25 protein-coding genes and 1 pseudogene are annotated in these 21,869 nt (G+C 67.0%); 19 read left to right on the top strand and 7 right to left on the bottom strand.

Features of this window, described 5'->3' with window-relative positions:
- Positions 1–16 precede the first annotated feature (16 nt).
- The 9 genes from ffh (at position 17) to leuB (ending at position 7,556) form a co-directional block, all read left to right on the top strand.
- Positions 17–1,420 carry a signal recognition particle protein gene (ffh, locus tag ACQY78_RS18410; protein ID WP_298310934.1) on the top strand — a complete coding sequence of 468 codons (1,404 nt, stop codon included), beginning with the start codon at positions 17–19 and terminating at the stop codon, positions 1,418–1,420.
- A 72-nt stretch (positions 1,421–1,492) separates the two neighbouring features.
- On the top strand, positions 1,493–1,864 hold the full coding sequence (gene rpsP, locus ACQY78_RS18405; RefSeq protein ID WP_428677411.1) for a 30S ribosomal protein S16: 372 nt from the start codon (positions 1,493–1,495) through the stop codon (positions 1,862–1,864).
- A 16-nt stretch (positions 1,865–1,880) separates the two neighbouring features.
- A complete protein-coding gene (rimM, locus tag ACQY78_RS18400) occupies positions 1,881–2,420 on the top strand; it encodes a ribosome maturation factor RimM (protein ID WP_428677409.1) in 540 nt (179 codons plus the stop codon).
- Position 2,421: 1 nt separating this feature from the next.
- Entirely contained in the window at positions 2,422–3,153 is a 732-nt protein-coding gene (gene trmD, locus ACQY78_RS18395; RefSeq protein WP_428677407.1) for a tRNA (guanosine(37)-N1)-methyltransferase TrmD, read from the top strand.
- A 16-nt stretch (positions 3,154–3,169) separates the two neighbouring features.
- Positions 3,170–3,655 carry a 50S ribosomal protein L19 gene (rplS, locus tag ACQY78_RS18390; protein ID WP_425069122.1) on the top strand — a complete coding sequence of 162 codons (486 nt, stop codon included), beginning with the start codon at positions 3,170–3,172 and terminating at the stop codon, positions 3,653–3,655.
- Positions 3,656–3,662: 7 nt separating this feature from the next.
- Positions 3,663–5,108 carry a 3-isopropylmalate dehydratase large subunit gene (gene leuC, locus ACQY78_RS18385; protein ID WP_428677405.1) on the top strand — a complete coding sequence of 482 codons (1,446 nt, stop codon included), beginning with the start codon at positions 3,663–3,665 and terminating at the stop codon, positions 5,106–5,108.
- Between the two features lie 124 nt (positions 5,109–5,232).
- A complete protein-coding gene (locus tag ACQY78_RS18380; RefSeq protein WP_428677403.1) occupies positions 5,233–5,727 on the top strand; it encodes an RDD family protein in 495 nt (164 codons plus the stop codon).
- A gap of 61 nt (positions 5,728–5,788) precedes the next feature.
- Positions 5,789–6,403 carry a 3-isopropylmalate dehydratase small subunit gene (leuD, locus tag ACQY78_RS18375; RefSeq protein ID WP_428677401.1) on the top strand — a complete coding sequence of 205 codons (615 nt, stop codon included), beginning with the start codon at positions 5,789–5,791 and terminating at the stop codon, positions 6,401–6,403.
- Between the two features lie 34 nt (positions 6,404–6,437).
- A complete protein-coding gene (gene leuB / locus ACQY78_RS18370; protein WP_428677399.1) occupies positions 6,438–7,556 on the top strand; it encodes a 3-isopropylmalate dehydrogenase in 1,119 nt (372 codons plus the stop codon).
- Between the two features lie 75 nt (positions 7,557–7,631).
- Here leuB and ACQY78_RS18365 read toward each other — a convergent pair whose 3' ends face one another.
- Complete coding sequence (locus ACQY78_RS18365; protein WP_428677397.1) at positions 7,632–8,390, bottom strand: anti-sigma factor family protein; 759 nt, start codon at positions 8,388–8,390, stop codon at positions 7,632–7,634.
- Positions 8,371–8,922, bottom strand: a complete 552-nt coding sequence (locus ACQY78_RS18360) for a sigma-70 family RNA polymerase sigma factor (RefSeq protein WP_428677395.1) — start codon at positions 8,920–8,922, stop codon at positions 8,371–8,373. The genes ACQY78_RS18365 and ACQY78_RS18360 overlap by 20 nt, the downstream gene beginning before the upstream one ends.
- Positions 8,923–9,048: 126 nt before the next feature.
- Between ACQY78_RS18360 and ACQY78_RS18355 the strand changes: the two genes are divergently transcribed.
- Both ACQY78_RS18355 and ACQY78_RS18350 read left to right on the top strand, forming a co-directional pair.
- Positions 9,049–9,921: a metallophosphoesterase family protein gene (locus ACQY78_RS18355; protein ID WP_428677394.1), complete on the top strand. Its 873-nt coding sequence runs from the start codon at positions 9,049–9,051 to the stop codon at positions 9,919–9,921.
- A gap of 4 nt (positions 9,922–9,925) precedes the next feature.
- On the top strand, positions 9,926–10,273 hold the full coding sequence (locus ACQY78_RS18350) for a cupredoxin domain-containing protein (protein ID WP_428677392.1): 348 nt from the start codon (positions 9,926–9,928) through the stop codon (positions 10,271–10,273).
- A 16-nt stretch (positions 10,274–10,289) separates the two neighbouring features.
- On the opposite strand, the gene ACQY78_RS18345 is transcribed toward ACQY78_RS18350, so the two are convergent.
- Positions 10,290–11,972, bottom strand: coding sequence for a helicase HerA-like domain-containing protein (locus ACQY78_RS18345; RefSeq protein WP_428677391.1), 1,683 nt, complete (start codon positions 11,970–11,972; stop codon positions 10,290–10,292).
- A gap of 62 nt (positions 11,973–12,034) precedes the next feature.
- Between ACQY78_RS18345 and ACQY78_RS18340 the strand changes: the two genes are divergently transcribed.
- Complete coding sequence (locus ACQY78_RS18340) at positions 12,035–12,928, top strand: sugar phosphate isomerase/epimerase family protein (protein ID WP_428677389.1); 894 nt, start codon at positions 12,035–12,037, stop codon at positions 12,926–12,928.
- Between the two features lie 155 nt (positions 12,929–13,083).
- Here the strand turns inward: ACQY78_RS18340 and ACQY78_RS18335 are convergent, their stop codons facing one another.
- Genes ACQY78_RS18335 through ACQY78_RS18325 form a run of 3 tightly spaced genes read right to left on the bottom strand, consistent with a single transcriptional unit; the run spans position 13,084 to position 15,585 of the window.
- Positions 13,084–14,007, bottom strand: a complete 924-nt coding sequence (locus ACQY78_RS18335) for a glutathione S-transferase family protein (RefSeq protein ID WP_428677387.1) — start codon at positions 14,005–14,007, stop codon at positions 13,084–13,086.
- Positions 14,004–14,666 carry a ribulose-phosphate 3-epimerase gene (rpe, locus tag ACQY78_RS18330; RefSeq protein ID WP_428677385.1) on the bottom strand — a complete coding sequence of 221 codons (663 nt, stop codon included), beginning with the start codon at positions 14,664–14,666 and terminating at the stop codon, positions 14,004–14,006. The genes ACQY78_RS18335 and rpe overlap by 4 nt, the downstream gene beginning before the upstream one ends.
- A 10-nt stretch (positions 14,667–14,676) precedes the next feature.
- Positions 14,677–15,585 (bottom strand): prephenate dehydratase, encoded by a 909-nt coding sequence (locus ACQY78_RS18325; protein WP_428677383.1) that lies wholly within the window; start codon positions 15,583–15,585, stop codon positions 14,677–14,679.
- A gap of 174 nt (positions 15,586–15,759) precedes the next feature.
- Between ACQY78_RS18325 and ACQY78_RS18320 the strand changes: the two genes are divergently transcribed.
- Together ACQY78_RS18320 and hisN are read left to right on the top strand one after the other, a co-directional pair.
- Positions 15,760–16,290, top strand: coding sequence for a c-type cytochrome (locus ACQY78_RS18320; protein WP_428677381.1), 531 nt, complete (start codon positions 15,760–15,762; stop codon positions 16,288–16,290).
- Positions 16,291–17,061, top strand: a complete 771-nt coding sequence (hisN, locus tag ACQY78_RS18315) for a histidinol-phosphatase (protein WP_428677379.1) — start codon at positions 16,291–16,293, stop codon at positions 17,059–17,061. It begins immediately after the preceding gene.
- Here hisN and ACQY78_RS18310 read toward each other — a convergent pair.
- On the bottom strand, positions 17,028–17,576 hold the full coding sequence (locus ACQY78_RS18310; RefSeq protein WP_428677377.1) for a GNAT family N-acetyltransferase: 549 nt from the start codon (positions 17,574–17,576) through the stop codon (positions 17,028–17,030). The two genes, hisN and ACQY78_RS18310, sit on opposite strands and share 34 nt — an antisense overlap.
- Positions 17,577–17,679: 103 nt before the next feature.
- Here ACQY78_RS18310 and ACQY78_RS18305 point away from each other — a divergent pair, with 103 nt between their 5' ends.
- The 5 genes and pseudogenes from ACQY78_RS18305 (at position 17,680) to ACQY78_RS18285 (ending at position 21,862) form a co-directional block, all read left to right on the top strand.
- Positions 17,680–18,147 (top strand): Spy/CpxP family protein refolding chaperone, encoded by a 468-nt coding sequence (locus ACQY78_RS18305; RefSeq protein ID WP_428677375.1) that lies wholly within the window; start codon positions 17,680–17,682, stop codon positions 18,145–18,147.
- A gap of 70 nt (positions 18,148–18,217) precedes the next feature.
- A complete protein-coding gene (locus tag ACQY78_RS18300; RefSeq protein WP_428677373.1) occupies positions 18,218–18,910 on the top strand; it encodes a response regulator in 693 nt (230 codons plus the stop codon).
- Between the two features lie 115 nt (positions 18,911–19,025).
- A complete protein-coding gene (locus ACQY78_RS18295; protein WP_428677371.1) occupies positions 19,026–20,291 on the top strand; it encodes a sensor histidine kinase in 1,266 nt (421 codons plus the stop codon).
- 1 nt (position 20,292) lies between these two features.
- Positions 20,293–20,544, top strand: a pseudogene (locus ACQY78_RS18290) (hypothetical protein).
- 46 nt (positions 20,545–20,590) lie between these two features.
- Positions 20,591–21,862, top strand: a complete 1,272-nt coding sequence (locus tag ACQY78_RS18285) for an acyl-CoA dehydrogenase family protein (protein WP_428677369.1) — start codon at positions 20,591–20,593, stop codon at positions 21,860–21,862.
- Positions 21,863–21,869 lie beyond the last annotated feature (7 nt).

The following is a 21,869-nucleotide window of genomic DNA, read 5'->3' as shown; positions in this document are numbered from 1 at the left end:
AGCGAACGGGAGCACGATGTTCGAGGGTCTTAGCAAGCGTCTGGGCGATGTTTTCGACAAGCTGCGGGGGCGTGGTGCGCTTTCCGAAGCCGATGTCGACGCGGCCCTGCGCGAGGTGCGGACCGCGCTGCTCGAGGCCGACGTCGCCCTGCCCGTCGTCCGCCAGTTCATCGACGAGGTCCGGCCGAAGGCGATCGGCGCCGATGTCATCCGCTCGGTCACGCCGGGCCAGATGGTCGTCAAGATCGTCAACGACCACCTGGTCGAGATGCTGGGCGGCACCGTCTCGGACCTCGACCTCGGGGCCATCCCGCCGGTCGTCATCCTGATGGTCGGCCTGCAGGGTTCGGGCAAGACCACCTCCTCGGCCAAAATCGCCTATCGCCTGAGCCAGGGCCCGCAGGGCATGGCGGCCGAAATGTTCGGCGGCAGCTTCTCGACCCGTCGCAAGGTCATGATGGCCTCGCTCGACACGCGTCGCCCGGCCGCGCAGCACCAGCTCAAGGTGCTGGGCGAGCAGACCGGCGTTCCGACGCTGCCGATCGTCCCGCTCGAGATGCCGCTCGCCATCACCCGGCGTGCCCTCGAGACGGCCAAGCGCGAGGGCTTCGACGTCCTCATCCTCGACACGGCGGGCCGGCTCTCGATCGACGAAGAGCTGATGAAGGAGGTCGCCGACATCAGCGACCTCGCCAAGCCGAAGGAGACGCTGCTCGTCGCCGACGCCATGACCGGCCAGGACGCCGTGAACGTGGCCAAGGCCTTCAACGAGCGGCTGGCCGTCACCGGCATCGTGCTGACCCGCGTCGACGGCGACGCGCGCGGTGGCGCGGCGCTCTCGATGCGCGCCGTCACCGGCCGCCCGGTCAAGCTGATCGGCGTCGGCGAGAAATTCGACGCGCTGGAGCCTTTCCATCCCGATCGTATTGCGTCGCGCATCCTCGGCATGGGCGACATCGTCTCGCTGGTCGAGCGCGCCGCCGAGACGATCGACAAGGAAGATGCCGAGAAGCTGGCGGCCAAGGTCCGCAAGGGCCAGTTCGACATGGACGACCTGCTCAACCAGCTGCGCCAGCTGCGCAAGATGGGCGGCCTGTCGGGATTGATGGGCATGCTGCCGGGCGCCATGCAGGCCAAGGCCGCGATGTCCAAGGCCAAGATCGACGAGGGCCAGCTCAAGCGCCAGGAGGCCGTCATCCTGTCGATGACGCCGAAGGAGCGCCGCAACCCCGACCTGATCCACGCCTCGCGCAAGAAGCGCATCGCCAAGGGCTCGGGCGTGCAGGTGCAGGATGTCAACAAGCTGCTCAAGCAGCATGCCGACATGCTCAAGATGATGAAGCGGGTGAACAAGCTCGGTGAGAAGGGATTCATGCGCAGCCTCGGCGGCATGGGTGGCCCGCCGGGTTTTCCGCGCTGAAGTTTCAACAAAGTCAGCAAGATCAACGTCAGACAATCACGCGAATCGATATCGAAGAGAGGACTTGAGAGAATGATCGCAATCCGCATGACCCGGCACGGTGCCAAGAAGCGCCCGTTCTTCCACATCGTCGTGGCCGATTCGCGCAGCCCGCGCGACGGCCGCTTCATCGAGAAGCTCGGCACCTACAACCCGCTTCTGCCGCGCGATCATGCCCAGCGCCTGACGCTCGACAAGGAGCGCATCGCGCACTGGCTGAAGGTCGGCGCGCAGCCGTCCGATCGCGTCGCGAAGTTCCTGTCGCAGGCCGAGCTGATGAAGCCGCGCGAGCGCCGCGACCAGACCAAGAAGCCGCTGCCGCGCGCCAAGGCGCAGGAGCGCATGAAGGCCGAGGCTGCGGCAGCCGCCGCCGCGGCGCCCGCGCCGGAGGCTGCGGCCACCTGATCGGTAAGGTGTTCCGATGAGCAAGGGCCGCGTCCTGCTGGGCGTCGTTGCGGCACCTCATGGGGTCCGCGGCCTGGTGCGCATCAGGAGCTACACCGAGGATCCGATGGCGATCGCCTCCTACGGCGCGCTGTCGGACGAGAAGGGAACGAAAGAGTACCGGGTCGAGGCGCTCAGCTCCGTAAAGGGAGCGGTCCTTGCCCGGATCGAGGGTGTAGCCGATCGCACGGCGGCCGAGGCAGTACGGGGTTTGCGGCTCTATGTGGAGCGCGAGCGCCTGCCGGAGACGGGCGAGCGGGAGTGGTACGAGGCGGACCTGATCGGGCTCGCCGCGTTCGACCGGGACGGCCGGGATTGGGGGAAGGTCATGGCCTTCCACGATTTCGGCGCCGGGCGGACGATGGAAGTGTCGGGAGGCAGCGCATCGAGACACTCGGTGATGCTGCCTTTCACCGACGAGTCGGTGCCCGAGATCGACGTCGAGGGCGGCAAGGTTACGGTCAATCCGCCGGCAGGTTTGCTGACGGGCGAACCGGCGAAGGAGGCGGAGGGCTAACGTGTGGCGCGCGACCGCGCTGACGCTGTTCCCGGAGATGTTTCCGGGCCCGCTGGGCGAGAGCCTGGCCGGCCGGGCGCTCAGGGAAGGCGTGTGGTCGCTGGAGGCCGTCGACATCAGGCGGTTCGCCGGAGACCGGCATCGCACGGTGGACGATGCGCCCTTCGGAGGCGGCGCCGGCATGGTGATGAAGCCCGACGTTCTGTCGGCCGCGATCGAGGCGGTCATGCAGGCGCCGGGGATGGCAGAGGTGCCGAAGGTTCTGCTCTCGCCGCGCGGCGCGCCGTTCAGTCAGGCGCGCGGGCGGGAGCTGGCGGCGGGACCGGGCGTGTTGCTGGTGTGCGGGCGGTTCGAGGGCGTCGACGAGAGGGTCATCGAGGCCCAGGCGCTGGAGGAGATTTCGGTCGGCGATTTCGTGCTTTCGGGCGGCGAGATCGCGGCCATGGCGATGATGGATTGTTGCGTGCGGCTGCTGCCCGGGGTGATGGGCGCGGCCGATTCGGCGAACGAGGAGAGTTTCGAGGACGGATTGTTGGAGTACCCGCACTACACCCGGCCCGCGACCTGGGCAGGGCCCGACGGAATCGAACGGCGCGTGCCGGAGGTTCTGGTCTCGGGCCATCACGGCAAGGTCGCCGAGTGGCGGATGAAGCAGCGGGAAGAGATCACGCGGAGGCGACGGCCCGATCTTTGGGCCACTCGCCGGACCGCGGCGGGAAACGATAAGAAGTGACGAAAGGATAGACACGATGGATATTCTCGACGCGATCGGCCAGACGACGATCGACAAGGTGCAGGCCGAGCGGCCGGTGCCGTATTTCGAATCGGGCGACACGCTCAAGGTGCACGTCAAGGTGCAGGAAGGCAGCCGCGAGCGCCTTCAGGTCTACGAAGGCCTCTGCATCGCCCGCAAGAACGCCGGCGTGAACTCCTCGTTCACCGTGCGCAAGATCAGCTTCGGCGAAGGCGTGGAGCGCGTGTTCCCGCTCTACAGCCCGAGCATCTGGGAGATCGAGGTCGTCCGTAAGGGCATCGTGCGGCGCGCCAAGCTGTATTACCTGCGCGAGCTGCGCGGCAAGGCGAGCCGTATCGCCGAGGACACCGAGGCCCAGCGCGAGCTGCTCGCCGTGCAGGCGGAGGAGGCTCTCAAGCGTCCGCGCCGCGAGAAGCTCAAGAAGGAAAAGCCCAAGGAAGAGAAGTCCGTCCGCAACGCCAAGGGCGGCGGAAAGAAGTAGGTCCAACATGGCGTTCCGCAAAAAGTCGGCCACCCCGCCGGCCCCGCCGCCGCCTCCGCGGACCCTGTTCGAGAAGATCTGGGACAGTCACGTCGTCCATCGCCAGGACGACGGGACGTGCGTCATCTACATCGACCGTCATCTCGTCCACGAGGTGACCAGCCCGCAGGCCTTCGAGGGCCTGCGGATGGCGGGACGGCCGGTGCGCCGGCCCGACGCCACGATCGCGGTCGCCGACCACAACACGCCGACGACGGACTTCAGCCAGGGCATCGAGGATGACGAGTCGCGCATCCAGGTCGAGACGCTGGAGAAGAACGTCGCCGACTTCCATGTGCCGTACTTCGACCTGAACGATCCGCGGCGCGGCATCGTGCACGTGATCGGCCCCGAGCAGGGCCTCACCCTGCCCGGCATGACGATCGTGTGCGGCGACAGCCACACCTCGACGCACGGCGCGTTCGGCGCGCTGGCCTTCGGCATCGGCACCTCCGAGGTCGAGCACGTGCTCGCCACCCAGACGCTGATCCAGAAGCCGGCCAAGAACATGCGCGTCTCGGTCGAGGGCAGCCTGCCGCTCGGCGTGACCGCCAAGGACGTCATCCTGGCCATCATCGGCAAGCTCGGCACCGCCGGCGGCACCGGCTACGTGATCGAGTATGCCGGCCGCGCCATCCGTGAGCTCACGATGGAAGGCCGCATGACGGTCTGCAACATGTCGATCGAGGCGGGCGCCCGCGCCGGCCTGATCGCGCCCGACGAGACGACCTTCCAGTATCTCCAGGGTCGTCCGTACGCGCCGAAGGGCGGGGCGTGGGACCTGGCGCTCAGCCAGTGGCGCCGCCTGCCGTCGGACAAGGACGCACACTTCGACGTGCAGCTCGACCTCAACGCCGCGGACATTCCGCCGATGGTGACCTGGGGAACGAGCCCGCAGGACGCTCTGCCGATCACCGACGTTGTTCCCGACCCGGCCAATGCGCCGGACGAGAACCGCCGCGAGGCCTGGACCCGGTCGCTCGCCTATATGGGCCTGACGCCGGGCACGCGCCTCGTCGACGTGCCGATCGACCGTGTGTTCATCGGCTCGTGCACCAACGGCCGCATCGAAGACCTGCGCGCCGCTGCCGAGATCGCGCGCGGCCGCAAGGTCGCCTCGACCGTGTCGGCGATGGTCGTTCCGGGCTCCGGCCTGGTGAAGGCCCAGGCCGAGAAGGAAGGTCTCGACAAGATCTTCCTCGAGGCCGGTTTCGAATGGCGCCTGCAGGGCTGCTCGATGTGCCTGGCGATGAACGCCGATCGCATCGAACCCGGCCAGCGCTGCGCCTCGACCTCGAACCGCAACTTCGAGGGCCGTCAGGGCCGCGGCGGTCGCACCCATCTGGTGAGCCCGGCCATGGCGGCCGCGGCGGCCATCCGGGGCACGCTCGCCGACGTTCGCGACTTCCAGTAGACATCCGCCTCCGGCGGATGATGACGGGCGGCGCCGCGAGGCGCCGCCCGTTTCTATTTGCAGTGGAAGACGGGCATGGCCAATGTAGAGGCGTCGTTTTCGCCGACCCTCGTGGGAGAGACACATGGCCAGCGTTCCGAATTCAGGTCCCGCCGCCCCGCCGCCGCCGCCCGTCTGGGATGCGACGCCGCCGGGCACCGCGCCGGTTGGCTATGGCGGGTTCTGGATCCGCGTCGTGGCCTACATCATCGATGCCATCCTGGTCAGCCTCGTCCTCGGCGTCATCATGTCGGTCTTCGGCCTCAAGTACATGAACCTGGACGATCTCAGCGACTATGACCCGACGGTGAACCTTCTTTCGATCCTCGTCTTCTGGCTCTATTTCGCCCTGCTGGAGAGCTCCGAAAGAGGCGCGACGGTCGGCAAGATGGCGATGGGACTGCGGGTGGTGAGCAACGACGGCAGGAGAATCAGCTTCCTCAATGCCACAGGGCGGTATTTCGCCAAGATCCTCTCCGGGATGATCTTCTGCATCGGCTACATCATGGTCGCCTTCACCGATCGCAAGCGCGGCCTGCACGACATGATCGCCAACACCCTGGTCATCAAGACCCGGTAGAATCGGGTGGCTTGACCCCGGCCCGGAAAGCCCGTTTATTCCGGCCTTTCCGGGAGGTCTCATGGAGAAATTCACGACGCTGAGCGGCGTCGCTGCGCCGCTGCCCATGGTCAATGTCGATACTGACATGATCATTCCGAAGCAGTTCCTCAAGACCATCAAGCGCACGGGCCTGAAGGAGGGCCTGTTCTACGAGATGCGCTGGACGGCAGACGGCCAGAAGAAGGACTTCGTCCTCGACCAGCCGGCCTACCAGAACGCCAAGATCATCGTGGCGGGTCCCAACTTTGGCTGCGGCTCAAGCCGCGAGCATGCGCCCTGGGCGCTGCTGGATTTCGGCATCCGCTGCATCATCTCCGAAGACTTCGCCGACATCTTCTACAACAACTGCTTCAAGAACGGCATCCTGCCGATCAGGATGCCGAAGGAGATCATCGCCAAGCTGATGGACGATGCCAGCCGCGGCTCCAACGCCATCCTCGAGGTCGATCTAGAGAAGCAGGAGATCAAGGGTCCCGACGGCGGCACCGTCCACTTCGAGATCGACCCCTTCCGCAAGAAGTGCCTGATGGAAGGCCTCGACGATATCGGCCTCACGATGGAGAAGAAGTCGGACATCGACGACTTCGAGCGCCGCCAGAGCGAGTCGCAGCCCTGGCTGCACGGCGCCTCCTGATCACACCGACAACGACCTGAAGAGAAGCAAGACAATGGCGTCCAATCGCAATCTGCTCGTGCTGCCCGGCGACGGCATCGGCCCCGAGGTGATGAACGAAGTCCGCAAGATCATTGCCTGGATGGGCAAGAAGCGCGCGATCGGCTTCGATATCAAGGAAGACCTCGTCGGCGGCGCCGCCCTCGACAAGCACGGCGTGCCGCTCAGCGACGACGCCATGAAGACCGCGCTGGAAGCCGATGCCGTGCTGTTCGGCTCGGTCGGCGGCCCGAAGTGGGATACCGCCGACTTCAGCAAGAAGCCCGAGCGCGGCCTGCTGCGCCTGCGCAAGGAGATGGACCTCTTCGCCAACCTGCGCCCGGCCAAGGTGTTCGACGCGCTGGTCGACGCCTCGTCGCTCAAGCCCGAGATCGTCAAGGGTCTCGACATCATGATCATCCGCGAGCTGACCAGCGGCGTGTATTTCGGCGAGCCGCGCGGCCGCCACGTCAACGCCGCCGGCGAGGTCGAGGCCTACGACACGCAGCGTTACACGGCCCCCGAGATCCGCCGGGTCTGCGCCGTCGCCTTCGAGCTGGCCCGCAAGCGCAAGAACAAGGTCCTCTCCTCGGAGAAGGCCAACGTGATGCACACCGGCGTGCTGTGGCGCGAGGAAGCGACCAAGCTGCACAATGAGAAGTACTCCGACGTGAAGCTCGATCACATGTATGCCGACGCGCTCGCCATGCAGCTCCTGCGCGCGCCCAAGGAATTCGATGTGATCGTCACCGACAACCTGTTCGGCGACATCCTGTCCGACGAAGCCTCGATGCTGACCGGCTCGCTCGGCCTGCTGCCGTCGGCCTCGCTCGGTGCCCCCGACGCGACCGGCCGCCGCAAGGCGCTGTACGAGCCGATCCACGGCAGCGCGCCCGACATCGCGGGCAAGGGCCTGGCCAATCCGATCGCACAGACGCTCAGCTACGCGATGATGCTTCGCTATTCGTTCGATCTCGGCAAGGACGCCGACATGGTCGAGCTGGCCGTCGAGAACGTGCTGAAGGCGGGCTACCGCACCGGCGATCTTCTGGTGGGCAACACCGACGGCGTGAAGAAGGTCGGCACCCAGGAAATGGGCGACGCCATCGTCAAGGAACTCGACCGCCTCGCCTAGAGTTCACTCGTTCTTCGGCGCTCCGGACATTGCCAGCAATGTCCTGTCGCTCAACGGGCTGAGCTACGCTCAGCCTTAGCGATCGGTATCGACGGCGCGATCCAGCGCCGCCGCAAACGAGGACATCTCACCGGGCGAGATGTCCGATACGGCGCGCATGCCGAAGCCGGCATGGCGCCATTCCGCCAAGGCAAATCCATCGCGTTGCGTGACCGTCGGCGAGACATTGTCGCCGGCACTCGCGGGCCACAGGCTCAGCACCACGCGATGCTGGTTGCGGCGATAGACCAGCACCGCGACCTTGCGGCCCGCCACGACGTCGAGCCGCCCGCCCATCAGGGGAAATCCGTCCGCGGTCAGGTCGTGGACCGGCGGCGCATAGTCGATGCGACCGGCGAACCATGGCTTCACCGTATGGCGGTCCGACGAGGCGACCTCGACCGGCGTCTCGGCCATCGCGACGCGCAGGTAGCTGGCGATCATCTCGTCCGACTGACGCCCGCCCTGGCTGGTCAGCGTTCCCGCCAGCCAACCGACGCCCACCGCCACGATCAGGCTGGCCGCCATCGCCGACCGCCGCCTCCAGCGATGCACCTGCGCCAGAGGCTCGCTTGCGCTCGCGCGCAGGTCGCGCTCGAGGCGCGCGCGCAGCAGGTCGGGCGCCCGCTCGGCTGGCAGGTCGCGCAGCAGGCCACCGATCGTCCGCGCCGTCTGCAGCCGGCGACGGCACTCCGGGCAGGCAGTCAGCGCCTGTTCGAACGCAGCGCTTTCCCGCGCCGACAGCTCGCCGTCGACATAGGCGTCTACCGACGCTTCACAGGTCGGGCAGTCCATGCTCGCTCCCTCCGAGGCGGCCGCGCAGTTCGGCCGCCAGTTTCTCGCGCGCCCGCGCTAGGCGGGACATGACGGTGCCGATCGGAAGATCCAGCACCGCAGCGATCTGCTTGTAGGAAAGGTCCTCGATCTCGCGCAGTACGAGGACCTCGCGGACATCGACCGGCAGGGCCGCCAGCGCCGCCGCGACGTGGCGCCGCCGGTCCCCTGCCAGCGCACTCTGCTCCGGATCGGGAGCTTCGGTGGCGCGTTCGTCGGCAGCCACCAGCGAAACAGGATCGCCGCCCTTGCCGGCTCGCGTATCAGTCCAAGTGTTGCGCACGATGCGCAGCAACCAGGGCCGCGCCTCCTCGCCGCGGAACGCATGGAAGTAGCGCAACGCCCGCAGGAGCGATTCCTGCGCGAGGTCCTGGGCCGCCACGGGATCGCGCGTCAGCCAGCGGGCGAAGCCGTAGGCGGAATCGAGATGCGGCAGCACGATGACGCGAAAACGCTCGAGCGTGCGGCCATCGGGCTTCGGCGCGTCGGACATGCACCCCATAGGACAGCAATACCGGTCGAGGGTCGATTTTATTCCAGGGCCCGAATCCGGGGAATAGACACCCCCTTGTCCCGGTAGTCCCCGGCAGTTCCGCCTCCGGAACGATGGGAGCAGATCATGTTGCAACGGGATCGTCGCGAATTTCTCAAGCTCGCCGGATTGGCCGGCGTCACCTTCACGGCGGGCCTGTTCCCGGGCGGACCGGCTTCGGCGCAGGCGGGAGGCGATTTCCACTTCGTCCAGTTCTCGGACACGCATTGGGGCTTCAAGGGCGCCGCCAATCCCGATGCCGAGAACACGCTGGCCAAGGCGGTGGTCACCGTGAACGGTCTCGCCAATCCCCCCGACTTCATCGTCTTCACCGGCGACCTCACGCACACGACCGACGACCCGAAGGAGCGGCGCGCCCGCATGCAGCGCTTCCGCGAGATCGTCGGCGCGCTGCGGGTCAAGGACGTGCGCTTCATGCCCGGCGAGCACGATGCCTCGCTCGACGCCGGCGAGGCCTACAGGGAATTCTTTGGCGCGCCGCACTACACGTTCGACCACAAGGGCGTGCACTTCATCGCCCTCGACAATGTCAGCGATCCCGGCGCCAGGCTGGGCGATGCGCAGCTCTCGTGGCTGGCCGCTGATCTGAAGCAGCGCAAACCCGACGATCGCATCGTCGTGCTGACCCATCGCCCGCTGTTCGACCTGAAGCCCGACTGGGACTGGACGACGGCCGACGGCGCCCGGGCGATCGAGCTGCTGATGCCCTACAGCAACGTCGTGGTGCTCTATGGCCACATCCACCAGGAGCATCACCACATGACGGGCCACATCGCCCATCACGCGGCCAAGTCGCTGATCTTTCCGATCGTGGCGCCGGGCTCGCAGGCCAAGCGCGCGCCCAAGCCCTACGATCCGGCCCATCCCGATCTCGGGACCCGCGACGTGACGGTGGGCACGAAAGTGAGCCTCGTCGAACTGCCGGTCACCCGGAGCTGAACTCATGAAACGCAGGTTCCTGATGATGCTGGGCGTGCCGCTGGCCCTCACAGCGCCACGCCTTGCGGCCGAGACGCCGCCGGAGGTGCGCATCGGCGCCAGGAAGTTCGAGTTCCATCCCAACAAGGTGACGATGAAGCTCGGTCAGCCGGTGGTACTGGTGCTCATCTCGGAAGACCGCATCCACGGCTTCAAGATGCCGGACCTCGGCATCCGCACCGACATCGTGCCGGGACAGGAGACACGCGTGGCACTGACGCCGCAGAGAGCCGGCAGCTTCTCCTTCTTCTGCGACGTGTTCTGCGGCGACGGCCACGAAGACATGGACGGCACCGTGACGGTCGAAGCCTGAACAGCGACGGCGGATCTTACCGAAGAAGGTTTCCCAGCACGCCGCGCAACACGGCGCCGCCGATGGTGGCACCGATGTTCGCGGCCTTGCCCTTGCCGAACACGGCCTTCGCCGCCTCGCGCGCGGCGACGGTCGCCATGCTGCGGCCGGCTGCCTTGGCGACGGCGACGCCCACCGAATCGCGCTGGCGGCCGGCGGGCGCCCTCTTCGGCTCGGGCGTGGGCGCTTGCGGCTGGGGCTGCGCCGTCTTGAGACGCGGTTGAGGACGTGGCTCGGGCGGGACCGGCTGCTCGACTTGCGGCGGCGGCGGCTCGGCCGGGCGAGGCCCCCACGGACCCGTCGTCGCCGGAACGGTGGGCGGCACCGATCCATACTGACCGCGACGGCGCGGCGGAGCCGCTTCAGGATGGGCCGACGCGGTCACGCGACCGGTGAGAACTTCATAGGCCGATTGGCGATCGACGGCCTTGTCGTATTTGCCGGCCAGCGGGCTCCCCGCCATGACGGCCGCGCGCTCCTGGGGCGTCACTGGACCGAGGCGGCCCTGCGGCGGGGCGATGAAGCAGCGTTCGACCGGAAACGGCACACCCTTGGCGTCGAGGAACGACAGCAGCGCCTCGCCGACGCCCAACTCGGTGATGGCTTGCGCGGCATCGAACGCCTTGTTCGGCCGGAACGTCTCGGCCGCCACCTTCACGGCCCGCTGGTCGCGCGGCGTGAAGGCCCTGAGCGCATGCTGCACGCGGTTGCCGAGCTGCCCCAGCACGGTCTCCGGCACGTCGAGCGGGTTCTGGGTGATGAAGTAGACTCCGACGCCCTTGGAGCGGATCAGGCGCACGACCTGCTCGATCCGTGACAGCAGCGCCTTGGGCGCGTCGTCGAACAGGAGATGCGCCTCGTCAAAGAAGAAGACGAACTTCGGCTTGTCGAGATCGCCCACCTCGGGCAACGATTCGAACAGCTCCGACAGCAGCCACAGCAGAAAGGTCGCGTAGAGGCGCGGGCTCTGCATCAGCCGGTCGGCCGCCAAGATGTTGATGGCGCCGTAGCCCGCAGGATCGCAGCGCATCATGTCGTGGAGATCGAGCGCCGGCTCGCCGAAAAATCCCTCGCCGCCCTGCTGGCTGAGCGTCAGGAGCTGGCGCTGAATGGTGCCGACCGACGCCTTGCTGACATTGCCGAACTCCGTCGTCAGCGTGCCGGCATTCTCGGCGACCCATTGCAGCAGCGCCTGCAGGTCCTTGAAGTCGAGCAGCAGCAGGCCCTGCTGGTCGGCGATCCTGAAGACGATGTTGAGCACGCCTTCCTGCGTCTCGTTGAGCTGCAGCAGGCGGGCCATCAGCACCGGCCCAACTTCGCTCACCGTCGTGCGGATGGGATGGCCCTTCTCGCCGAACAGGTCCCAGAAGATCGTCGGAAAGGCGCGCCCGGTATAGCCGTCGATGCCGAGCTGCCGCGCACGCTCGACTGCCCGTGGATTGTTGCCGCCGGCCTGGCTCACGCCGGACAGGTCGCCCTTCACATCCGCCATGAACACCGGCACGCCGTAGGCCGAGAAGCCTTCGGCGATGGTCTGCAGGGTGACGGTCTTGCCGGTGCCGGTCGCGCCGGCGATCAGGCCGTGGCGGTTGGCATATTTCAGAGGGAGATACTGGTCGGCAGCACTGGCCCCCACGAAGATCGCCGCGTCGTCGCTCATGCCGTCTCCCTTGCTCGTCCCAGACTTTAGCCAAAGAAGTCCGTCCATAGTAGGTTAGCGGCATGTCCCTTCCCCGTCTCGCGCTCGCCGTCATCGGTGACGAAATCAGCCCCTCTCTCGACGAAATGATCTCGTTCTGCACCGAGCATCAGGTGCGACGCCTCGACATGCGCACGGTCGATGGCAGGAACCTGCTCGGCATGTCGCTCCAGGAAGGCGGCAGCATCGCCCGCCGGATCGAGGCCGCAGGGCTCAGCGTGCCGACCTTCGTCTCGCCACTCCTCAAATGGCCGGCCCCCGGCAAAGAAGCCGCCGACGGCAAGGTCGACTTCGCCTTCGATCCTGCCGAGTGTCCGGCCGACGACCCGTTGGTGCATGCCTTCGACATGGCCACCGTGCTGGGCGCCGAACGGATTCGTGTGTTCAGCCATCTGCGCTATCCCGGCTACAAGCCGGCCGATCTGATCGGGCGATTCGAGCGCCTGGCCGATCTCAGCCTGACCTATTCCGTGACCGTCGAAATCGAGAACGAGCCGGTCTGCAACATCGGCTCGCTTGCCGAACTCGCCGATTTCTTCACCGCGCTAGAGGAAGCCCTGGAGTCCAATCCCTTGTCCGGCCAGTTGCGGCCTCTGGTCGACATCGGAAATGCCTGGTCGATGGGCGCGCCGCCAACCGACGCCGAGATCGTCGTACTGGCGCCGCTGGTCGACCTCATCCATCTCAAGGATCGCGACCTGTCGGCCAAGCGTACCGTGCCCCTGGGCGACGGCGATATTCCGTGGGCCAAGGAACTCACACGGCTGCTGACCGAGGTGGCCAAGGCTCCCAGGCCAATCGCGCAGATCCACGCCAGCATCGAGACGCACTGTCCGCAGGACGCGCGCAACGCGACGGCGCGCTCCGTCGCCGCGCTGCGCCGGATCGCGTCTGAGATCGGCGTCGAGGTCGTTTAGCGTCAACACCGACCTCACCATGAGGAGCGGTCCGCAGGACCGCGTCTCGAAGGGTGGGCACGCGCACCACACCTGTTGCCCATCCTTCGAGACGCACGCCTTTGGCGTGCTCCTCAGGATGAGGTGCTGGTTATGGTCGATTCAAAATCTTGAGTTCAAACCGGCGCGATGATGAATCCGGCGCGGGGGAAGTGGACCACCACGTCGCCGACCTGCTCGTCATGGCGCTTGATCGACACGCGGTCGCTCGTGAGACCAACCAACGCGCCGCTCACCGGCACCTTGCCGGTGTCGTCGGGCGTGACGCTGATCGCCTGACCGGCCTTCAGCCCACTGGGATCAGCGGCATCGACGCTCGTCGCTTCGGGCGTCGCGGCCTTCGCGACGGCGATCGCATCGGCGGCCGTCATCTCCATCGGATTGCCACTGCCGGCCGCCTTCAGGCGTTCGGACCAGGCCGTGAGGAGCGGCAGCCTGTCGAACGGCGGCACCGGCTTTCCGCCGCCCAGCCGTTCCTTGATGAACCACACGGGATTGTAGAGCGCGCAATCGGCCAGGCACGGCGCGGCACCGAGCAGGTAGGGCCGGCCGTCGGCCAGCATCTGCTCGGCGATGACGAGCTGGGCGTAGGTCTGCTGCAGCGCCATCGGTGCGGCGGCCTTCAGCGCGGCCGCATCAAAGGAGCGGCCTGAGAAGGCGCTGCGATCCTTGAGGAAGGCTTCAGGCAGCTCGTCGCCGAGCGCGCCCATGACGACACCCACCGCCGCCCAGAAGATGTTGCGGTCGATCCACATGGCGAGCGCCCGCGCCTCGCCTTCCTTGCCCTTGGGCAGGAGCGGCGGCGTCGGCGCGCGCTTCTCGATCTCCAGCATGATCAACTGCGTGTCGCAGTAGATGTCGGCGCCGACCTGCATCACCGGAGTCTTGCGATAGCCGCCGGTCAGCGGCATCAGGTCCGGCTTGGGCAGCACGTTTGGGATCACGACCGACTTCCACGCGACCTGCTTGAGGCCGAACGCGATGCGCACCTTCTCCGAAAAGGGCGAGTTCGGATAGTGGTGCAGGATCATGTCCCTCATGAGCGCAGCGCCGCGATGTTGGCCGCGTAGCGGTCGGGCCCGCCCGAGAACACGGCGGTACCGGCAACGAGCACGTCTGCACCGGCCTGGATGCAGCGCTTCGCCGTCTCGACATTGACGCCGCCATCGACCTCGAGGTCGATCGGCTTGCCCAGCGCGTCGATCGCCTTGCGCAGGGCGGCGATCTTGGCGAGCTGGCTCTCGATGAAGGCCTGTCCGCCGAATCCCGGATTGACGCTCATCACCAGCACGAGGTCGAGGTCGCCCAGCACGTGCTCGATGGCGCTGAGCGGCGTCGCCGGATTGAGCACGACGCCTGCCTTGCGGCCGAGGCTCTTGATGAGCTGGATGGTGCGGTGGACGTGCGGGCCGGCCTCGGGATGGAACGAGATCACGTCGGCGCCAGCCTCGACATAGGCCGGCACCAGCGGATCGACCGGCGAGATCATGAGATGGACGTCGAAGGGCTGCTTGCTGTGCTTGCGCAGCGCCTTCACCACCATCGGGCCGATCGTGAGGTTGGGCACGAAATGCCCGTCCATCACGTCGACATGGATCCAGTCGGCGCCGGCCCGGGTGATGGCGTCGATCTCCTGTCCCAGGGCGGCGAAATCCGCCGACAGGATGGAGGGGGCGATGCGGACGGGTTGTTGCGGCATGGAATAATCCTCAGGTGCCGGGGCGGGTCGGGGCTTCCCAGCCCTTGCGCCGGAAGGGATTGGTCGGGAAGGAGCCCAGCATCTTCAGCTCGTCGGAGAAGAACCCCAGCTCCTCGAGCGCCAGCAGGACGTTGCGCTGCTCGGGATGGCCTTCGACCTCGGCATAGAACAGCGCCTGCTCGAAGCGCGCGCCGGAAAGATAGCTTTCCAGCTTCACCATGTTGACCCCGTTGGTCGCGAACCCGCCCAGCGCCTTGTAGAGCGCTGCCGGGCGGCTCTTCACCCGGAACAGGAAGGCCGTCATGCACTGCACCGTGCGCCAGTCGGGATGGGCCTCCTCGCGCGAGAAGACCAGCATGCGCGTCGTATTGTGGTCGGCGTCCTCGATGTTCTTGGCAAGCACCTTGAGATCGTAGATCCGGGCGGCCAGCGAAGAGGCAATGGCGCCGACGCTCGCATCGCCGATCTCGGCGATCTCGCGGGCCGCGCCAGCGGTATCGGCATGGACCACCGGCTGCAGTTTGTTCTTCTTCAGGAAGTTGCGGCACTGCGCCAGCGCCTGGACGTGGCTCTTCACCGTCCGGATGGACTTCAGCGACGCCCCCGGCAGGGCCACCAGGCAATGCTCGACCCGCTGGAAATGCTCGGCCACGATCTTCAGCTTCGTGTGCGGCAGCAGGCTGTGCAGGTCGGCGACGCGACCGGCGATCGAATTTTCGACCGGGATGATGGCGAGCTCCGCCTTGCCGGCCTGGACGGCGCCCATGGCGGCATCGAAGGTCGGACAGGGCAGGGTCGTCATGTAGGGAAAGGCCGCGCGGCAGGCCATGTCGGAATTGGCGCCGGGCTCGCCCTGGAAGGCGATTATATTGCTGGCGGCGGCCTTGCCCTGCCGCTTATCGCCCCGACCTTTTGCCATTTTCCCAACTCTCCCGTGCCGCTTTCCGAGGCCCACCGATAGGCGAAAAACCTCGTAATATCCGGCACTTGCGACGTTCCGCCGCGCGATCCTCCGGACGTGATGGAATACTACTGGCGGCGGTGCGGGCATGCTACAGCAGCGTCCGTAGAATTTGCCGCTTCGGGATTTGACATGGCCAGTTTCAACACGATCGCAGGCTGCGTTTTGGCTTCCGCCCTCTTCGCGATGGTGGTCGGCAAGGTCTCCAATGCCGTCGTGCATCCGCACAAGCTGGACAAGCCGGCGCTCGCGGTCAGCGACGAGGCGCCGGCGGCGACAGCCGCCGCGCCGGCCGCCGTCGAAATTCCGCCGATCGGTCCGAAGCTCGCCAGCGCCAACGTCGATGCCGGCAAGGCCCTGTTCCAGAAGCAGTGCTTCTCCTGCCATACGGTGGACAAGGGCGGCGCCAACAAGGTTGGCCCGAACCTTTGGGGCGTGGTCAACCGTCCCAAGGCAAGCCATGCCGGCTTCTCCTACTCCTCGGCGCTGAGCGGCAAGGGCGGCGACTGGACCTACGAGGACATCGACCACATGGTGTTCAAGCCGAACGCCTATGTGCGCGGCACGAAGATGGCGTTCGCCGGCCTTCCCAAGGAACAGGATCGCGCCGACATCATCGCGTATCTGCGCACCATGGCCGACACGCCGGCACCTCTTCCCTAAGTGGTTCCGTCAAATCTCGTCGCGTTGGCCCATCGGCTGGCCGACGCTGCCCGGCCGATCGCGGCCCGCTACTTCCGCACCGGCGTCACGGTCGACGACAAGTCCGACCTGAGCCCCGTCACCATCGCCGACCGCGAAGCGGAGACGGCGATGCGCGACTTGCTGACACGCGAAGTCCCTGACCATGGCGTGTTCGGCGAGGAGCATGGCGCGGTCCGCACCGATGCCGACTATGTCTGGGTGCTCGATCCGATCGACGGCACCAAGGCCTTCATCACCGGCCTGCCGCTGTTCGGCACGCTGATCGGCCTCTTCCATCGCGGCAAGCCGGTGCTCGGCATCATCGACCAGCCGATCCTGCAGGAACGCTGGCTGGGTGTCGAAGGCGAGCGCTCCACGCTGAACGGCAAGCCGATCTCGGTGCGCGCCTGCGCGAGCCTCGCCAACGCCTACATGTACTCGACGGCGCCGGGCATGTTTGCCGGCGGCCACGCCCAGCCGCATCAGGCGCTCACCGAGAAGGTGAAGCTCTTCCGCTGGGGCGGCGACTGTTACGCTTACGGCCTCCTGGCGGCGGGTCATGTCGACCTCGTCGTCGAAGCCGACCTCAAGCTCTACGACTATGCCGCTCTCATCCCGGTCATCACGGGAGCCGGCGGCACGATCACGGACTGGAAGGGCAACGCCCTCGACATGCATTCCGACGGCGCCGTCGTCGCTGCCGGCGACCCCGGGGTTCACCGCGCCGCGCTGGACATCCTCTCCGCATAGGTCGCGCGATCGACGTCGTACCAGACGATGTCGGTGAAGCCCTTGTAGTCGACGTTCTTGCGGTAGGTGAGCCCGATCCGCTCCATCACCGAGCGCGACGCGCGGTTCTCCTCCAGTGTGATCGCGAAGATCGAATCGAGTTCCAGCGTGTCGAAGCCGTAGGCGAGCGCGGCGCGTGCCGCTTCCGTTGCAAAGCCTCGGCCCCAGGCATCGGGATGCAGCGACCACAGCACCTCGACGCCGTCGAACTGCTCGATGAAATTCAGCCCGGCATGGCCGATCAGCCTGCCCTCGCAGAACACGCCCCACGGGCCAAGCCGGCGCTCCTGCCAGGACACGGCGAAGCGCTCGATCGCGGCATGGGCTGCCGCCACGAAATCGCCTTCCTGCACCTTGCCCGGCGCTGGCGGCAGCCACTTGGCCACCTCTGGATGAAAGCGCATGGCCGCGTAATCTTCGGCGTCGGCCGGCAGCAGGGGCCTGAGCGAGAGGCGCTCGGTCGTCACGATCGTCATGGTGATGCACTTTACACAACTTTACCGGCGCGAGATGGGCGCGAAACCGGGACCCTCCATCTTGGCTTCACGGGGACAGCACCCGAACCAGATGGAGACAGACATGACGAACCTCAGCATCAAGACGGTAATGGCCGCCCTCCTCGCGGGCAGCCTCGCGGCGACTGCCGGCATGCCGGCTTTTGCCCGGGCGGACGGCGGGTCGGTCGATCCGGCCAAGTTCCAGCAGGGTATCGAGAAGCGCGTCGACAAGGCGCTGAACGGCACCGACGCGACGCAGGACCAGAAGAAGCAGATCGTCGGCATCCTGCAGGCCGCCTTCGCCGACATGAAGCCCCTGCACGCCCAGCGCACCGAGAACCGTGCCGCCATGCGCGCGGCGCTCGAGGCCCCGACCATCGACCCGGCGAAGATCGAGCAGATCCGCGCCGACCAGATGAAGATCGCGGACGCGAGCTCCAAGCGCTTCACCAAGGCGCTGACGGATGCGGGCAACGTGCTGAACGCCAACCAGCGCCAGGCCTTCTTCAAGACCTGGAGCGATCACACGCACGGCCCCAAGAAGGGCTGAGCGACAAGGGCTGAGCGACAAGGGCTGACGAAAGATGACATCGGGGCCGCGCCGGTCCGATACTGAGCCAATGGCCGAGCGCATCCTGATGATCGACGACGACGACCGCCTCGCCGGGATGGTTTCCGACTATCTCGGCGGGGCGGGCTTTCGCGTGACCGTGGCCAACACCGGCCGTGACGGCGAGGCCCAGCTGAAGCGCGAGACCTTCGACGCGGTGATCCTCGACCTGATGCTGCCCGATGCCGACGGACTCGATCTCTGCCGCCGCCTGCGCAGCACGAGCGACGTGCCGATCCTGATGTTGACGGCGCGCGGCGAACCGATGGATCGCGTGGTCGGCCTCGAGCTCGGCGCCGACGACTATCTCTCCAAGCCGTTCGAGCCGCGCGAGCTGCAGGCCCGCCTGCGCGCCATCCTGCGCCGCAAGGGCACGGCGGGGCCGAAATCGGACGTGCTGCGCTTCGGCCGCCTCGAGATCGACAAGGGCGCCCGGGTCGTCCGGGTCGACGGCGAGGAGCGCCCCATCACCTCCTACCAGTTCGCGCTGCTGCTGGCGCTGGCCGAGCGGGCCGGCCGCGTGCTCTCGCGCGACGCGCTGATGGATGTGCTGAAGGGCGAGAAACTCGAAGCCTTCGACCGCTCGGTCGACGTCCATGTCAGCCGCATCCGCGCCGCCATCGAGGACGACCCCAAGAAGCCGCGCCGCATCCTCACCCTGCGCGGCACGGGTTACGTCTTCGCCAAGGACCAGGATCGATGAGATCGAGGCCTGTTCTTCGCTGGGGGCGCGCCACTCCAGTGGCGCGATCATCATCTGTCGACATTCAGCATGACGCGCCACCGGAGTGGCGCGCCCCCAGCCTCGACCGATAGCCATGCAGCGCCTCTACCTGCAGTTCTACGTCACCATCCTCATCGTGCTGGCGGTGTTCGTCGGCGCGGCGGTGCTGCTGTGGCGGGTGGCCGACGACGACAATCGCACCCCGCAATATCTCGACGTCGCCGCCGAACTGACCGGCGCGCTGCTGCCGGACGCGACGGCGCCGCAGCCCGATCAGCAGCGCGCGATCGAGGGGCTGCAGCGCAAGCTGCGCTTCGACATCGCGCTCTACGAACCCGATGGCGACATGATCGCCATGGCCGGCAAGCCGCCGCCGCGCTTCGAGCCCAAACGCGCGCGCACCGGCTGGCGGCGCGGGCCGGGCGGGCCGAACTTCGTGCTGCAACTTCCCGATGGCCGCTGGCTGGTGGCGCGCCAGGTCCGCGAGCGGCCCAACCCGATCTTCTGGATCGCCGCAGCGCTCGGGCTGGTGGCCATCGCCGTCGCCGTCGGGTCGTTTCCCGTGGTGCGGGGACTCGGCCGGCGGCTGGAGCGGCTAAAGGCCGGCGTCGACCGGCTGGGCGGCGGCGATCTCGGTGCGCGCGTGAAGGTCGAGGGGCGCGACGAGCTGGCAGCCCTTGCCGCGAGCTTCAACCGCTCGGCCGAGCGCATCGAGGAGTTGGTGGCGGCACATCGGCTGCTGCTGGCCAATGCCAGCCACGAGCTGCGCACGCCGCTCACGCGCATCTCCGTCGCCGCCTCGCTGCTGGGCGACGCCGCCGATCCCAGGACCCGCGAATCGCTGAAGCGCGACGTGGCCGAACTCGACCAGCTCATCGAGCAGATCCTGCTGGCGAGCCGGCTCGAAGCCATCCCCGAGCTGGAGCGGCACGAGCCGGTCGACCTGCTGGCGCTCGCTGCCGAGGAAGCCTCCCACTACGACGTCGAGGTGACCGGGGAGCCGGTGACCGTCTCGGGCGACCGCACCCTGCTGCGCCGCCTGGTGCGCAATCTCGTCGAGAATGCGCAGCGTTATGGTGGCAGCAAGGAGGACGAGGACTCGATCTCCGTGTCGGTCACCCGTGCAGGCAACCGTGCCGTGCTCGAAGTAACGGACCGCGGCCCCGGCGTGCCCGAGGCCGAACGGCAGCGCATCTTCGAGCCTTTCTACCGGCTGGCCGGCGGCGCCGAGACCGGCCGCGGCAGCGGCTTGGGGCTCGCGCTCGTACTCGACATCGCGCGCCGTCACGGAGGCGACGCCGTTTGCCTTGCGGCGGAAGGCGGCGGCAGCCGCTTCCGGGTCGACCTGCCGGCCGCCTGACGTGACACGCCTGCTCTTCGTTTGCTCCCAGAACCGCCTGCGCGGCCCGCTGAGCGGCGAGTTGCTGGAATGAGCCGACATCGTGTTTGTCATGGAACGTGTCCACAGGACACGAATGACCAAACGCTTCCGCGCGCACCTGAAAGGCAAGCGCATCGTCTGCCTCGATATTCCCGACAAGTACACGTTCATGGACCCGGCGCTGGTCCGGCTCCTCGGAGCGAAAGTCGGGCCTTACCTGCCGCGTCGCTGACCGCTAATAATGCTCGGTAAACGGCCGTTTACCGGAGGAACAATTCATGGATTTCAACATTCCCGCGGACATCGCGGCCTACATCGCTGAGCTCGACGAGTTCATCGAGCGCGAGATCCGGCCGCTGGAGCGCGAGAACGACAATATCCGCTTCTTCGACCATCGCCGCGAGCATGCGCGCACCGACTGGGACAATGACGGCCAGCCGCGGCATGAGTGGGAGGAGCTGCTGGCGGAGATGAAGCGCCGCGCCGACAAGGCCGGCCACCTGCGCTTCGGACTACCGAAGGCGCTGGGCGGCAAGGACGGGTCCAACCTCGCCATGGCCATCATCCGCGAGCATCTGGCCCACAAGGGGCTTGGCCTGCACAACGACCTGCAGAACGAGAGCTCGATCGTCGGCAACTTCCCGGTGGCCCTGCTGCTGCATCGCTTCGGCACGCAGGAGCAGAAGGACCGCTACATCGAGGGCATGTTCAAGGGCACCGAGCGCATCGGCTTCGGCCTCACCGAACCGCTGCACGGCTCCGACGCCACCTTCATGGAGACCACGGCGGTCAAGCAGGGCTCCGACTGGGTGATCAACGGCATGAAGCGGTTCAACACCGGCATGCACACGGCCACGGTCGACCTCGTCTTCGCGCGCACTTCCGGCAAGGCCGGCGACGCGCGCGGCATCTCGGCCTTCCTGGTGCCGGTGAAGAGCCCCGGCTTCAAGATCGAGTACATGTGGTGGACCTTCAACATGCCGTCCGACCATGCCGAGGTGTCGCTGAGCAACGTCACCGTGCCGGGCTCGACCATGCTGGGCGAGGAGGGCCGCGGCCTCGACGTGGCGCAGACCTTCGTGCACGAGAATCGCATCCGCCAGGCCGCCTCGAGCCTGGGCGCCGCGCAGTACTGCATCGACCTGTCGGTGGCCTATGCCAAGAACCGCAAGGTGTTCGGCAAGGCGCTGGCGACCAACCAGGCGATCCAGTTCCCGCTGGCCGAGCTGCACACCGAGGCCGAGATGACGCGCGGCCTGGTGCGCAAGACGGCGTGGCATCTCGATCGCGAGCACCACATGAACGTCAGCGAATGGGTGGCGATGTCGAACTACCGCGCCAACCGGCTGGTGTGCGACGCCGCCGACCGCGCCATGCAGGTCCATGGCGGCATCGGCTATTCGCGCCACACGCCGTTCGAGCACATCTACCGCCACCACCGCCGCTACCGCATCACCGAAGGTTCGGAGGAGATCCAGATCCGCCGCGTCGCCGGCGCCCTGCTCGGCTTCTGGGGCGCGCAGAAAACGTCGGCGGTGGCGAAGTCCTGATCGCTCC

Origin of the sequence: Reyranella sp., from assembly GCF_965279625.1 — a bacterium.
Taxonomy (GTDB): Bacteria; Pseudomonadota; Alphaproteobacteria; order Reyranellales; family Reyranellaceae; genus Reyranella.
Note: the sequence above shows the minus strand (reverse complement) of the source record. Positions and strands in the feature narration are given on the sequence as shown.

Excerpts from the sequence above, each read along its gene's own strand:
- ffh (WP_298310934.1), top strand. The coding sequence starts at position 17 with ATGTTCGAGGGTCTTAGCAAGCGTCTGGGCGATGTTTTCGACAAGCTG.
- rpsP (WP_428677411.1), top strand. The coding sequence starts at position 1,493 with ATGATCGCAATCCGCATGACCCGGCACGGTGCCAAGAAGCGCCCGTTC.
- rimM (WP_428677409.1), top strand. The coding sequence starts at position 1,881 with ATGAGCAAGGGCCGCGTCCTGCTGGGCGTCGTTGCGGCACCTCATGGG.
- rplS (WP_425069122.1), top strand. The coding sequence starts at position 3,170 with ATGGATATTCTCGACGCGATCGGCCAGACGACGATCGACAAGGTGCAG.
- leuC (WP_428677405.1), top strand. The coding sequence starts at position 3,663 with ATGGCGTTCCGCAAAAAGTCGGCCACCCCGCCGGCCCCGCCGCCGCCT.
- ACQY78_RS18380 (WP_428677403.1), top strand. The coding sequence starts at position 5,233 with ATGGCCAGCGTTCCGAATTCAGGTCCCGCCGCCCCGCCGCCGCCGCCC.
- leuD (WP_428677401.1), top strand. The coding sequence starts at position 5,789 with ATGGAGAAATTCACGACGCTGAGCGGCGTCGCTGCGCCGCTGCCCATG.
- leuB (WP_428677399.1), top strand. The coding sequence starts at position 6,438 with ATGGCGTCCAATCGCAATCTGCTCGTGCTGCCCGGCGACGGCATCGGC.
- ACQY78_RS18365 (WP_428677397.1), bottom strand. The coding sequence starts at position 8,390 with ATGGACTGCCCGACCTGTGAAGCGTCGGTAGACGCCTATGTCGACGGC.
- ACQY78_RS18360 (WP_428677395.1), bottom strand. The coding sequence starts at position 8,922 with ATGTCCGACGCGCCGAAGCCCGATGGCCGCACGCTCGAGCGTTTTCGC.
- ACQY78_RS18355 (WP_428677394.1), top strand. The coding sequence starts at position 9,049 with ATGTTGCAACGGGATCGTCGCGAATTTCTCAAGCTCGCCGGATTGGCC.
- ACQY78_RS18350 (WP_428677392.1), top strand. The coding sequence starts at position 9,926 with ATGAAACGCAGGTTCCTGATGATGCTGGGCGTGCCGCTGGCCCTCACA.
- ACQY78_RS18345 (WP_428677391.1), bottom strand. The coding sequence starts at position 11,972 with ATGAGCGACGACGCGGCGATCTTCGTGGGGGCCAGTGCTGCCGACCAG.
- ACQY78_RS18340 (WP_428677389.1), top strand. The coding sequence starts at position 12,035 with ATGTCCCTTCCCCGTCTCGCGCTCGCCGTCATCGGTGACGAAATCAGC.
- ACQY78_RS18335 (WP_428677387.1), bottom strand. The coding sequence starts at position 14,007 with ATGAGGGACATGATCCTGCACCACTATCCGAACTCGCCCTTTTCGGAG.
- rpe (WP_428677385.1), bottom strand. The coding sequence starts at position 14,666 with ATGCCGCAACAACCCGTCCGCATCGCCCCCTCCATCCTGTCGGCGGAT.
- ACQY78_RS18325 (WP_428677383.1), bottom strand. The coding sequence starts at position 15,585 with ATGGCAAAAGGTCGGGGCGATAAGCGGCAGGGCAAGGCCGCCGCCAGC.
- ACQY78_RS18320 (WP_428677381.1), top strand. The coding sequence starts at position 15,760 with ATGGCCAGTTTCAACACGATCGCAGGCTGCGTTTTGGCTTCCGCCCTC.
- ACQY78_RS18310 (WP_428677377.1), bottom strand. The coding sequence starts at position 17,576 with ATGACGATCGTGACGACCGAGCGCCTCTCGCTCAGGCCCCTGCTGCCG.
- ACQY78_RS18305 (WP_428677375.1), top strand. The coding sequence starts at position 17,680 with ATGACGAACCTCAGCATCAAGACGGTAATGGCCGCCCTCCTCGCGGGC.
- ACQY78_RS18300 (WP_428677373.1), top strand. The coding sequence starts at position 18,218 with ATGGCCGAGCGCATCCTGATGATCGACGACGACGACCGCCTCGCCGGG.
- ACQY78_RS18295 (WP_428677371.1), top strand. The coding sequence starts at position 19,026 with ATGCAGCGCCTCTACCTGCAGTTCTACGTCACCATCCTCATCGTGCTG.
- ACQY78_RS18285 (WP_428677369.1), top strand. The coding sequence starts at position 20,591 with ATGGATTTCAACATTCCCGCGGACATCGCGGCCTACATCGCTGAGCTC.